Here is a 12089-nt window from a genome sequence, read left to right as displayed (position 1 = left end):
CCTGACGAGGTCTGTTGGGCTGGTCAGATCGACCCGGACCCGACAAGCGAGGAGAAGACGATGACGGTGATCGACCAGATGTGGTCCTCCCACCCGCAGGTGGACGGCGGCGACACGAGCGAGCTCGTGCGCCGCTGCCTCGAGGCGTGCGTGGAGTGCGCGCAGGTGTGCACCGTGTGCGCGGATGCCTGCCTCGGCGAAGAGATGGTGGCCGACCTGGTCGGCTGCATCCGCCTCAACTCCGACTGCGCGGACATCTGCGCTGCGACGTCGACCGTGCTGGCTCGACAGACCCAGCCCGACCTCGCCGTCGTGCGGGCCGTACTCGAGGCCTGCCGCACGGCGTGCGCCGCGTGCGCTGCCGAGTGCGGCAGCCATGCCGACATGCACGACCACTGCCGCGTGTGCGCGGAGTCGTGCCGGCGCTGCGAGCAGGCCTGCACCGAGCTGCTCGCCGCTCTCTGACGCCCCGGGTCACCCGCCGCTGCCTCGGGCGTCGCGGGGCTGCATCCGTTCCCTCAACGCCGCGCGGGAACAGACGCCGCAACGAAGGACCGCCCGACACCGTGGCCTGAGGCCTCCGGCAGCAGGGCGTCGAAGACCACGTCGTCACCGGACTGCGTGACCGTCACATCGACGTCCCGCGTACCGAGGCCCTCGGCTCGACTCGCCTGCTCGCGCAGCCGACCGTTGGAGATGGCACGCACGCGCATCCGGCCGTCGTCGGCCACATCGAGGTCGACGACGGCCGACCGCGCGCCGGAATGCTTGACCGCGTTCACGAGCGCCTCGTTGACGACCTCGACCACCCGCCGCGCGATGTCGGCATCCATCATCGCGATGGCTGCGCCGTCGGAGGTCTTCACGGTGACCTCCAGCACGGCACCCCAGGCACCGAGGATGCGCTCGATCGGGCCCGCACCCGCATCCTCGAGCCCGCCGACCCGGGTCGCGGCGGGGTGCTCACGGTCCTCGACACCGAGCATGCGATCGAAAGCGTCGTCGGTCTCGCGTCGAAAGTCCGCCAGGTGCCTCTCCCGCGCGTGGCCCTCGTCGACGTGCGCGGCGAGCACCACGCAGCGTCCTTGCACCCGGCCGTGCAGCAGACTCACCGCCCGGGGCAGCGGGTCGTGAGCGCGGGCCGTCTCCTCGGCGAGGTCACGCGCGACATCGGCGAGGAGCGTCTCGGCCCGTCGCGCCACGGCGCGCGCCTGGTGCACCGCGTCGATGCAGAGGGAGAGGACGATCACGAGCCCCGGAACGGCGATGACGCCGACGAGTCCCACGACGCCGATGTCGGGCAGGAGCGTGAGCGAGAGGGCCGCGACCGCGACGCCGGCCGCCGTCCAGACCGCGACGAAGAGGATGGGGCGCAGCGGACCCTGCCGGTCCGGGATGACCCACCGCACCACGGCTCCAGCGGCCAGATCGATCGCGGCGACCCCGAGCATCCCGAGCACCACCACCGGCAGACCACCCGCCGCGAGCGAGAACGGAAGGGTGCCGATGACGTAGACCATCGCCACGACGAGCCAGGGGGTCGCGACGAGTCGCTCCGACAGCGAGCGCCGCACCCGCACGGTCGTGTCGATGACCTCCGGCTCGGATATCGCCTCGGCGACCTCGACGGCGAGGCGCTCGAGCGCGTGGCTGCTCGAGCGCACCTCGTCGGCGTACGAGCGGACGGCGTCGAAATCGAGCGGTCCCGCGAGCATGCGGTCGCGCTCCGCACGCAGCCGGCCGGCGGTGTCACCGAGCGTCTGCCGCGTGAGCGCGACCTGTTGGCGGGCACGGGAGAGGCGCACCTGCATCGTCGCGAGGGCATTGCGCAGGCGGGCGCTCGTAGCGCGGCGTTCGGCATACTGTGCGTGGGTCACGGCGACGAGCGAAAACAGCACGATGGCGGAGATGAGGTTGGTCACCGTGCGGGGGCCGAAATGGCCGGCGCTGCTCAGACCCCACAGCTGCACCCCGAGCCAGTCGTTCAGCGGGGTCCGGATGCAGGTCACGAGCAGGAGCGCGGCGACCACCGTCACGCCCCGCGCCGCACGCGCACGGATGCGGCGTTCGGCGATCGCCGCGGGCACGAGCAGCACGGCCAGCACGACCCAGCCGAGCGCCGCGACCACGACGGCTTTCGCGTAACCCTCGAGCGAGGCGTTGTCGAGGGTCGGCACGCCCACGAACGTCGCGAGGACGAACGACAGCCCTGTGCTCCAGCGGTTGAAGAACGCGCCGCCGGAGACCGCATCCGCCCAGATCGCCACTGCTCTCCGGGCACGACGGACACGCGTTTCGCCGGCGAGACGCACGCGTGCGGAGAGGAGCTCGGGGTAAGGCATTCGGGTGACCTTCCAAGCGGGTACCCCTTACGTTAGCGAAGCGCCCCGCTCAGCGGTTCGACCACGTGCCGGTGCTCGGCGATCCGCCCATCCCGCAGCACATACAGGTCGGCGAAACGCGTCGCCGCGCCGCCCGTGCGCAGCACCGAGAACGCGGCCACACCGTCGCCGGCGGCGACCAGCGCCTCGAGCGCGAACGACGCGGCCGGATCCTGGGTGAACAGCGCTGCCAGTTTCGCCATGACTCCCGCGCGCGTCGTGTCGCCGTCGTCGGGAGTGCGATCGACGAAGTCGTCGGCGATGAGGTCGTCGATCCGGTCGAGGTCGTGCGGTGGCGTGAGGACGACGTCGAAGAATCGCTGCACGACCTCGGCGTTGCGACGCGCCGCGTCCGAATCCGCCGCGACCGTCGCACCTATGTCTGCCATCACGCGCCCTCATCCCGGCCCATCTGGTCGGTATGGTAGCGACCCTCCACCAGCGCCGACACCCCCACCGTGCCGCGGATATGGCCGGACTAGCATGGCTGACCATGACCGACGCCAAGACGATGGTTCGCAGCACTCTCACGCTGGGCGATGATCCGTTCCGCCTCGCGCAGGATCAAGACCTCGAGGACCTGCAACACCGGATCGCGACGGCGATCAAGGACGGCGGAGGATTTGTGACCTTCGTCGTCGTCGGCAACCGCACGGTGAGCCTGTTCATGACGGGCCGCGAGCGGATCGCCCTGACCGTGGAGACGGTGCCCTACGACAGCCGTGACACGGGCGACACGGACACGCCGTGGGGCGGACTGTTCGACGGCGGACACGACGGTCGCAGCGCGATCGACGGCATCTGACACCCGGCGATCATGTCCCCCTTTCGGGGGACAATCTCAGGCGAGCGGCGCTAGCGTTGATGCAAGCACCCCACGGGTGCGACCGTCCCTTCCCTCCCGCCCAACCGGAGAGGGAAGGGACGATCTCGTTGCGCACGATAACGCGTCTCGACGGTGACGGCCAGGCCTCGTGCGGCGATCACTAGCAGAGATCGCCGCACTTGACGAGGCCCCTCTCCGCGGCGGTGTCCGAGCGTAGCGTCGCGGTGACACCACGTCGAAAGGAGCCGTCATGGGACTTGACGACAAGATCAGCAACGCCGCCGAAGACCTTCAGGGCAAGGGCAAGGAGGCGGCCGGCAAGAGCACCGACGACGAAAGCCTCGAGCGCGAAGGCCAGGCCGACCAGACCAAGGCCAACCTGAAGAAGGCCGGCGAGAACGTGAAGGATGCCTTCAAGTAAGGCGCCTGCGATCCCGACCGAATGCCCCGTCGATCGACGGGGCATTCGTGTGAGGACAGACATGCTCATCGATACCCCTACGCTCGCCATATGAGTGCTGTGCGCGCCGCCATGGTGTGGAATCCATCGAAGACCGACCGGGAGACGCTCGAAGAGCCACTGCTGCGCGTCTTCGACGCTGACGAGATCGCGTGGTTCGAGACGACCGTGGACGACCCCGGCCAGGGCGTCGCGGCCCAGGCTCTGGCAACGGCGCCCGAGGTGGTCATCGTGGCGGGCGGCGATGGCACGGTGCGCGCGGTGGCCGAGCATCTCGCGGATGTGCGGGCCGACGTCGACCTCGGTCTCGTTCCTCTCGGCACCGGAAACCTGCTCGCCCGCAACCTCGACGTGCCGCTGCGGAACGTGCCGGCCGCCGTGGAGCGAGCCGCGACCGGCACGCCACGCGGCATCGACGTCGGGTGGGTCGAGGTCGATCTGGCCGAGGGGGCGGAGCGGCACGCCTTCGTGGTGATGATCGGATTCGGCATCGACGCGAACATGATCGCCGAGACCGATGAGGGGCTGAAGAGCAAGGCCGGCTGGTTGGCGTACGTGGAATCCCTCGGGCGGGCGCTCCGCGCCAGCGACCTGGTCTCGTTCGAACTCACCGTGGACGACGAGCCCGGTCGTGACGAGACCGGGCACACCCTGCTCATCGGCAACTGCGGCACCTTGCAGGCGGGTTTCGCCCTGCTGCCTGATGCCGACCCGGGCGACGGCGAGCTCGATTTCCTGATGCTGAGCGCGGATGGGCTCGCCCCCTGGCTGGGAACTCTCACGACGATGCTGTGGGACAGCAATCTGGGTCGCATGATCCGCCGCGACGATGACGACGGCTCGACGGACACGGACGACATCACGCACGGCCGCGCCCACAGCATCCACGTGTCACTGCCGGCGCCTCGCGTGTTCCAGATCGACGGCGAGGAGATCGGCGAGGCCCGCGCCTTCCGGGTGTCGATGCAACCCGGCGCCCTCCGCGTGCGCTGACCGCCGCCACCCCCGTTCGTTGAGCGAGGAGCGCAGCGACGAGACGAAACGGGGCTCGCTCAGCGATCGGCGTGTGCGCGACGGGCGTGGCGGAAGCGCGCGAACAGCGTGGCGATGACGATGAGCGCCACCGCGACGATCGCGGCGACACCGGTCGCCGGCGAGTACGGCTCGTCGGTGAATCGGGCGACGGCGACCCACGCGATCCCCCAGCTGAGTGACAGCGCCGGCGCGATACGGCCGCCGCCCCAGAACCCCAGCGCGATGCCGACCGCTGCGGCGGCGGCCAGCACCAGCGACGACCAGATCTCGGGAGCGATGCCGAACCCGTCGAACCCGGCGGCGACGAGGATCGCGGTGGCATTCGCAACGGTCGCGATGATCACCCATCCGAGATACAGCCCGATGGCCCCGTGGCGACCACGACCTCGACCCGGTTCTTCGGCGCGGTGCGGCGCAGGGTGACGAAGATGCGGCACAGCACGACCAGCAGCAGCACGATGACCGGCAGGCTGAGGTACAGCAGGTCGGCCTGCACGACGCCGATCCACACCGCATTGAGAATCAGGGATGCCGCGACCCACCAGCCGATGCGCTGGCGGGTGTCGTGGCGTTGCGCGGGCAGCGCCTGCCATATCGCGTACGCGAGCATGCCGGTGTAGATGACGCTCCAGATGCGGAACGCTCCCGTTCCCGGGGCGGTGAGGGTCGAGTCAGCGTCGAGGAAACCGCCGGCGGCCTCTTGGATCGGGGTTCCGAAGAACGCCCCCGACCCGATGAAGGCCGCGATGATCGCCAGCACGGAGCTGACGAGGATGATGATCTGCCGGGCGAGGTCACGCCCGCGCGTGGTGGGATCGGTTCGAGTCGTCGTCGACGTGGACACGGTCTACCTCCAAGGTTGCGACGCATGCGGTCATCAGTGTCTTCCGACGACGGGTGCCCGCCGGATGCACGTTCGTCAGAACCTCTCCCAGAGCTCGTGCGCCGTGATGCCGTCGTCGGCGACCCCGTCGACGTCGCGAACGGGCTGCAGCTCGAAATCATCGGGCGCGTGCCGTGTGAGGACCGCCGTGTAGTCCGGATGCTCGGTGACCTTCACCTCGAACCGGTCCGTGTCGATCAGACGGAGAATCACCTCGTTGCCCCGGCGGGAGAGGAACGACACCTCCTTCTGCTCAGCGGTGGGAAGCGGCAGACCCTCGAAGTCACTCACGGCATGACTCTACGTGCGGGCGACGACAACACGCCCGTGCCACTGTCATAAGATCCGCCGCGGCGCAAGGGGCGTCATCCGAGGGCGGTCCACGGGAGCATGGACTCATGCCCGATCGCCGGATCTCTCCCCGACCGCCCGCCCGTGACATCACCGCGCCCCCGCGCCGCGGCTACGGCATCGCGTGGTCGCGTGTCGAGGAGGGCTTCTACGTCGCCAACCGCGACGGCGTGTTCCTCGGATACCTCGACCGCGAAGCAGACGGCACCTATCTCGTCTTCAACGGCCGCTCGCGGCGCGTGGGCGCGACAATGGACCGCCTCGACGCGATGCGGATCCTGATCGACCACCACGCCGCCGACGCCCCCCTCGAGGCGGCCGTATGACTCCGCCCGAAGCCACGCCGGCGACGCCCGATGACGACCGCCTCATCTCGCTCGTCTACATCAGCACCGCGACGGCGCCGCTGGACGACGCCGCCTTGCACGCCATCCTCACGCGCGCTCGCGACAACAACGCGCGCCTGGCTGTGACGGGCATGCTGCTGTACCGCGAGGGCCAGTTCGTGCAGATCCTCGAGGGCGCGAGCAGCGCCGTGCACGACCTCGCGGACGAGATCCGAGCCGATCCGCGCCACACCGATATGAGCGTGATCCTCGACGAGCCGATCGAGGTGCGCGAGTTCTCCGACTGGAGCATGGGCTTCCAGCCGATGGCGATGCCGCGCACAGCGCTGCCCGACGGTTTCCGCGACACCTTCGCCGATCTCGACGCCTCGGCCGAGCGCACCCGCATCATGCGGGCGGTGCGCGAGATCAGCCTGTGGTTCCGGGTGCGTGCCTCCTCGGGAACCGAGGAAGCCGCTTGAGTCCACGCGGCGGCCGCGGCGGGCTCACCAGCCCCCAACGCGGGTGAGACGGCCGCGGCCAGCCATCGAATGGGGCCCGTCGTCGAGGCTAGGGCCCGACCCGTCGCCCGTCATGATCGCGGGGTGAGATGCGGCCGACGTCGGGGTGATGCGCCGATGGGCGCGGCGGCTCAGCGCGCGGCGCGCACCGCCTCCCGCCGGGAGTTGACCCCGAGCTTGCGGTAGATGGAGCGGGTGTGCGTCTTCAGCGTGTTGACACTCAGCTGCAGCGCGTCGGCGATCTCACTCGCCGACCGGCTCGTGCCCAAGAGGTCCAGAACCGCGCGCTCACGCGGCGACAGGGTCGCAACGGGGCCCGACGCCGAGACATCGCGCGCCCCTCGGGCGGCGAGATCCTCGTAGTCGGTCCCCCGTGCGAGGTGCGCACGGAGCAGGTCGCGCATGGCGGGCTCCGCGCCCACGAACAGTCGCGCCAGCCCTTCTCTCGTGCCGATCTCCAGCGCCTGCTCGCCGTACTCGTGGGCGAGCCGGTGAGCGCCTCGTTCGGCGTGCACGAGCGCCGCCGTCAGAAGCGTCGCGCAGCGCACGTACGACACCTCGCGATAGGGCCCCAGCGAACGCAGCATCTCCAGTGCGCGCGGCGCGTCGCCCGAACGCCGGATGAGCTCCGCGAAGACCACGCTGACCAGGGGTAGATCGCCCGACCGATGGCTGCGCGCGATCGCCAGCGCCTCGGACGCGCGCCCCTCGGCGTCGGCGAGCGCCGCGTCGGCCATCGCCCGGAAGGCTCCCCACGACACCCCCTGGCGGTCGCCACCCGGGAGCGCGTCGAGCTCGAGCACCGCCCGTGCGGTCGCGACGTCGTCGCCCGAGCGCGCGGCGGCGAGGGCGAGCATGACGCCGGCGACGCCGCGAAACGACGACGCCGCCCGCTCTCCCGCGAGCGCCCGACGCAGATCGCGCACCGCCGCCTCGTGGTCATCGGCCCAGTACGCGATCATCCCCGCAGCGACCGTCACGGCGCCGCCGCCGGAAGCCAGCCAAGGTCGGGTATCGTCGGCGGCCTCGCCGAGCTCCTCGAGCACACCGCGGGCGTCGCGAAGGGCACCGGCCCAGGCCAGCACGAATGCCAGCAGCCGGCGCGCGCGAGCGGCCAGTACGTCGTCGCCGAGCGCATCCGCTTCGCGTGCCGCGGTGCGCAGATGGTCGATGGTCTTGCGCGGAGTGAGCCGGTGCCGCATGCCCGCCCAGCCCACCAGGAACAGCAAGGCGGCCCGCCCACGCCGGTCGGGATGCGCGTGCGCGACCAGTCCGGCGTGCACGTGCTCGGCCGCGGTCGCCAGCGCGGCACGGTCGTCGAGGAGGAACAGCTGGGCGCGCGGCAGGGTGAGAGCGAACGCCTGGTCGGGTTCGTCGCCGGCGACGGCGACCGCCTGCGCGAGGAAGGTCCGGGCAGCATGAGGTGCCCCCAGCACGTCGTGCACGCACGCGCGCACCAGGAGGATCGCGGGGTCGTTCTGGTGGGGTGCGGGGAGGGCCGCGCAGATGCGGTCGAGCGCTGCCGCGTCGGCTCCGATCACGATGCGCACCCACCGTTCGGTGATCACCCGAACAATGGCGCGCGGATCATCGGCCAGCCGCCAGTGGAAGATCGCCGCGAACGCGTCATCCTGCTCGAGATGACGTGCGGCGGCGCGGTGCGATCGTTCGTTGCGCCCGGGATCCTCTTCGTCCGAGATGGCTCGACACAGCCGCGCGAACAGGGGATGCCACCGATAGATCGTGGCCTCTCCACCGTCGAAGGCGTCGAGGAACAGGCCCATTCGCAACGCGCGCGACAGCAGCGCTCCCGCGTCCGCGCGGCCGGTCACCGCCTCCGCGAGTGGCACGGTGAGCTCCTTGCACACGGCCGTCTCCAGAATGAGCTGGCGCAGCTCGTCCGGAAGGTCGCGGAAGACGTTGTCGCGAACGTAGTCGCGCAGAAAGGCCTCGACCCCCATGCCGTCGCCGTCACGACCAGCCCGGCCGGCGAAGCGGATGAACTGCACCGCGATCGGCCATCCGCGGGTCGAGGCGAACACCGCCTGCGCGTCGGGGGCTTCCCTACCGTCGCCGTCCGTCAGCACGCGGGCGACCTCGTCGGCGTCGAAGGCGAGCCGGTCGTCGCCGATGAGGGCATCCGGAACCCCGGCGATCCACCGAGACAGCCGCGCATCGAGGCCGCCGGTGCCGACGAAGATCAGGCGCAGCCGCTCGGATCCGGATGCGATGAGCGCACCCAGCAGCCCTTCGGCGAGGGCATCACCCGCGCGGTGAGCATCGTCGATGACGAGGTGCACCGGCTCGTCGAGGGCGTCCAGCGCATCCTGGAGGGCGTCGAAGACGACGGGCTTGTCGATCTCGGCGGGGTCGACGCCGGCGACGGCACCGAGCCGCGGTTCGGATGCGGCGAGCGCGTGGAGGGCGCGGACGACCCGCCCACCCAGACGCGCGGGCTCGTCATCCCATGACCCGAGGGACAGCCACGCGACCCGGCCGGGGTGCTGCGCGCTCCACCCGCCGACCGCGGATGTCTTGCCGAATCCGCTGGGGGCGCACACCACGGTGATGCGGTTCGCATGAACGCTGCGCTCGATCGCGTCCTCCACGCGTGGCCGCTGCAGCGTGTGCGGCCGGCGGCGGGGCGGTGCGTGGCGAAGCGGCCGGGCGTCGAGCCCCGGAACGGTGTTCGTCAACGACATCCTCCGCTGGAGTGGATTCCCACGGATTCGGGTGCCGCGGACCTTGCTGACACTCTATTGCGCTCCACGTGGGGGAAGCCCGCGTCGAACACCGCGAGGGTGATCCCCGAAGCGCGCGCCTCACCCTCGCCGGGGCCGACACGAGGGTGAGGCGATAGCGTTGGGGAACTTCTCCGCACCCGACTGAAGGATCCGCCTGTGGCCACGCCCGCGCGTCGAACACCACTCCGCTCCCGCTTCACGGCACTGATCGCCGCCCTTGTCACCGCCGCATTCGCGGCGCTCATCGGCACCTCGGTGGCCTCGGCCGAGACCGTCCCCAGCCCGGGGTCGAGCTCCTCCCCCGCGACGACCCCGGCACCGTCCGCCACCTCCGCACCCTCGGACGAGAACCTTCAGACGGGAGACGTGCGCGGGTCGGTCGTGATCGCCGCATCCGGAGCCGCGCTGCCCGGAGTGGCCGTGGTCGCCGAGCCGACGCAGCCGGGCGTGAGACAGGAAACCGTCACGCAAGCCAACGGCGCCTTTCACCTGCGTGAGCTTGCTCCCGGCCAGTACACCTTCACCTTCTCGCTGGCGGGATTCGAAACCGTGACGCGAACCGCCCAGGTGCGGATCGGGCTGACCACGACCGTCGACGTCGAGATGTCGCTGTCGAACGTGAGCCTCCGCCTGGATCGACAGACGGTGACCGCCGGCGAGAGCCTGCAGCTCGACGCCGAAGGCTTCCTCGGGAAAGAGCAGGTCGAGGTCGAACTGCACTCGACGCCGGTGAGCCTCGGCACCCTCGCCGCCGATGACGCGGGCGCCCTCTCCGGCACGATCGCCGTGCCCTCCGACACGACCCCGGGCAGCCACGAGGTTGTCCTCATCGGCGAGAGCGGCCGCACCGCATCGATCACTGTCACTGTCGTCGCAGCGCCGCCCCTGGTCGCCACCGGCTGACACGACCCCGTCAACAACGCAGGAGATCTGCCGACGAAACCGTCGCAGACCCGCGGCGGGAGCCTCGGAGTCCCCGAATCTCCTGCGTTGTTCACCGCATGGGCTCGTCAAACCGGCACGCAAGCCCCATCGCACCGCCCCGATCGTCGAGCGAGTCGTGCGAGCGACAGCCCGACCCACTCACCTCCTCTCCAGACCCGCGGAATCGTCCAGGTCTGACACAGGTTCGCCCATGTGGCAGGCCCCCTTCACGCCCATAGTCTCGGTGCGCACCAGAACAGACGAGGACGTCTCGTCCGCATCGCAAGGGAGCATGTATGTCCATCACTTCTCATTCCCGACAACGCGTCGCAGGCATCGTCGCCGGCGCCGCGGTGCTCTCGCTGGCGGTCGCCGGCTGCTCGGGATCGGGGAATGGCGGCGACACCGCCGACGATCCCGCGCAGATCACCTTCCAGTCGTGGGTGCCGAACATCGATCGTGCCGTCGACGCGTTCAACGCGTCGCACGACGACATCGAAGTGACGCTCGAGACGATCACCGCTGGCCCGGACGGCGGTTACGCCACCATGCTGTCCGCCGTTCAGGCGGGCAACCCCGCGGATGTGGTCCAGCTCGGCTACGACGCCATCCCCGACTTCCTCATCAACGACGCGCTCGAAGACATCACCGACTACGTGAGCGACTCGGAGGACCTGTTCGTGCCGTGGCAGTGGCAGACCGGCGAGTTCAACGACCGTGTCTACGCCGTGCCGCAGGCCTCCGGCCCGCTCGGCCAGTTCTACCGCGCCGACATCTTCGACGAGCTCGGGATCGCCTACCCCGAGACGTGGGACGAGTATTACGAGGCCGCGAAGGTCATCCGCGCGTCCAACCCGGACCGCTACATCACCGCCTTCGCCTTCAACCAGGCGCCGTGGCTGATCGGCCTCGCCCAGCAGGGCGGCGCGACGTGGTTCGGCATCGAGGGCGACGCATGGACGGTCGACATCGACGGCGAAGACACGATGACCGTCGCGGAGTTCTGGCAGAAGCTCCTTGACGAAGACCTCGTGAAGATCGAGGCGGACTTCTCCAACGAGTGGAACGCCGACATGCAGAACGGCAACGTCGTCACATGGATCTCGGGTTCGTGGGCCGACGCGATCCTGCGCGGCACCGCCCCCGACACCGCCGGCGACTGGCGTGTGGGCGCGATGCCGCAGTGGGAGGCCGGCGAGAGCGTCTCGGCCACGTGGGCCGGAGGCTCGGCGAGTGCAGTGCTCAAGGGATCGGACAACCCAGAGGCGGCCGCGGAGTTCGCCCTGTGGCTGAACTCCGACCCGGAGAGCGTGAACATCCTCACCAACGTGGGCGCCGGATGGCCCGCGATCGCCGACACGAGCCAAATCGAGGCGCTCCAGGACGACCCGGAGGTGTTCGACTTCTACGGCGGCCAGGACATCTGGGATGTCTTCGCCGAGTCCGACGCGAACGTCGACACGTCGTGGGTGTGGCCGCCGCTGTCGTCAACGCTGTTCGCCTCGCTCACCGACAACGTCAAGGCCGCCGTCGATGCCGGCACACCGCTGCCGGAGGCGTACGAGCAGACGCAACTCGACATGGTGAATGCGCTCGAAGAGCGCGGCATCGCCATCGACTGACACCGCCGGGAGGGGC

At 70.1% G+C, this 12089-nt stretch carries 14 protein-coding genes; 8 read left to right on the top strand and 6 right to left on the bottom strand.

Annotated features, from left to right (window positions below):
• Positions 1-60: 60 nt before the first annotated feature.
• The gene (locus tag B3S45_RS10555) at positions 61-465 is read left to right on the top strand and encodes a four-helix bundle copper-binding protein (protein ID WP_071045551.1); all 405 of its coding nucleotides are present in this window, start codon (positions 61-63) and stop codon (positions 463-465) included.
• 53 nt (positions 466-518) lie between these two features.
• Here the strand turns inward: B3S45_RS10555 and B3S45_RS10550 are convergent, their stop codons facing one another.
• Positions 519-2342, bottom strand: coding sequence for a hypothetical protein (locus tag B3S45_RS10550; protein ID WP_286720504.1), 1824 nt, complete (start codon positions 2340-2342; stop codon positions 519-521).
• Positions 2343-2374: 32 nt separating this feature from the next.
• Positions 2375-2770, bottom strand: coding sequence for an ester cyclase (locus tag B3S45_RS10545; RefSeq protein ID WP_194383685.1), 396 nt, complete (start codon positions 2768-2770; stop codon positions 2375-2377).
• A gap of 104 nt (positions 2771-2874) precedes the next feature.
• On the opposite strand from B3S45_RS10545, the gene B3S45_RS10540 reads away from it, so the two are divergent.
• The 3 genes from B3S45_RS10540 to B3S45_RS10530 all read left to right on the top strand — a co-directional run bounded on the left by B3S45_RS10540 (position 2875) and on the right by B3S45_RS10530 (position 4660).
• Positions 2875-3186 carry a hypothetical protein gene (locus tag B3S45_RS10540; protein ID WP_194383686.1) on the top strand — a complete coding sequence of 104 codons (312 nt, stop codon included), beginning with the start codon at positions 2875-2877 and terminating at the stop codon, positions 3184-3186.
• A gap of 271 nt (positions 3187-3457) precedes the next feature.
• Positions 3458-3628, top strand: coding sequence for a CsbD family protein (locus B3S45_RS10535; protein WP_194383687.1), 171 nt, complete (start codon positions 3458-3460; stop codon positions 3626-3628).
• Between the two features lie 90 nt (positions 3629-3718).
• Positions 3719-4660: a diacylglycerol/lipid kinase family protein gene (locus B3S45_RS10530; RefSeq protein WP_194383688.1), complete on the top strand. Its 942-nt coding sequence runs from the start codon at positions 3719-3721 to the stop codon at positions 4658-4660.
• Between the two features lie 59 nt (positions 4661-4719).
• On the opposite strand, the gene B3S45_RS14650 is transcribed toward B3S45_RS10530, so the two are convergent.
• From B3S45_RS14650 to B3S45_RS10520, 3 genes are all read right to left on the bottom strand, one after another.
• A complete protein-coding gene (locus B3S45_RS14650; protein WP_336510676.1) occupies positions 4720-5046 on the bottom strand; it encodes a hypothetical protein in 327 nt (108 codons plus the stop codon).
• A complete protein-coding gene (locus B3S45_RS14645) occupies positions 5043-5546 on the bottom strand; it encodes a tryptophan-rich sensory protein (RefSeq protein WP_336510677.1) in 504 nt (167 codons plus the stop codon). Before B3S45_RS14645 ends, B3S45_RS14650 begins: the two co-directional genes overlap by 4 nt.
• Positions 5547-5621: 75 nt before the next feature.
• The gene (locus B3S45_RS10520; protein ID WP_286720500.1) at positions 5622-5876 is read right to left on the bottom strand and encodes a hypothetical protein; all 255 of its coding nucleotides are present in this window, start codon (positions 5874-5876) and stop codon (positions 5622-5624) included.
• 107 nt (positions 5877-5983) lie between these two features.
• Here B3S45_RS10520 and B3S45_RS10515 point away from each other — a divergent pair, with 107 nt between their 5' ends.
• Together B3S45_RS10515 and B3S45_RS10510 are read left to right on the top strand one after the other, a co-directional pair.
• Positions 5984-6262 carry a hypothetical protein gene (locus B3S45_RS10515; protein WP_286720498.1) on the top strand — a complete coding sequence of 93 codons (279 nt, stop codon included), beginning with the start codon at positions 5984-5986 and terminating at the stop codon, positions 6260-6262.
• The gene (locus tag B3S45_RS10510) at positions 6259-6744 is read left to right on the top strand and encodes a BLUF domain-containing protein (protein WP_286720496.1); all 486 of its coding nucleotides are present in this window, start codon (positions 6259-6261) and stop codon (positions 6742-6744) included. The genes B3S45_RS10515 and B3S45_RS10510 overlap by 4 nt, the downstream gene beginning before the upstream one ends.
• A 170-nt stretch (positions 6745-6914) precedes the next feature.
• On the opposite strand, the gene B3S45_RS10505 is transcribed toward B3S45_RS10510, so the two are convergent.
• A complete protein-coding gene (locus B3S45_RS10505) occupies positions 6915-9479 on the bottom strand; it encodes a LuxR C-terminal-related transcriptional regulator (RefSeq protein WP_286720494.1) in 2565 nt (854 codons plus the stop codon).
• A gap of 204 nt (positions 9480-9683) precedes the next feature.
• Here B3S45_RS10505 and B3S45_RS10500 point away from each other — a divergent pair, with 204 nt between their 5' ends.
• Together B3S45_RS10500 and B3S45_RS10495 are read left to right on the top strand one after the other, a co-directional pair.
• The gene (locus B3S45_RS10500) at positions 9684-10430 is read left to right on the top strand and encodes a carboxypeptidase-like regulatory domain-containing protein (RefSeq protein ID WP_071045537.1); all 747 of its coding nucleotides are present in this window, start codon (positions 9684-9686) and stop codon (positions 10428-10430) included.
• Positions 10431-10747: 317 nt separating this feature from the next.
• Positions 10748-12073, top strand: coding sequence for an ABC transporter substrate-binding protein (locus B3S45_RS10495; RefSeq protein WP_194383694.1), 1326 nt, complete (start codon positions 10748-10750; stop codon positions 12071-12073).
• Positions 12074-12089: the final 16 nt, after the last annotated feature.

This window comes from Microbacterium sp. UBA1612, from assembly GCF_002321605.1.
GTDB lineage: Bacteria > Actinomycetota > Actinomycetes > Actinomycetales > Microbacteriaceae > Microbacterium > Microbacterium luteum.
Note: the sequence above shows the minus strand (reverse complement) of the source record. Positions and strands in the feature narration are given on the sequence as shown.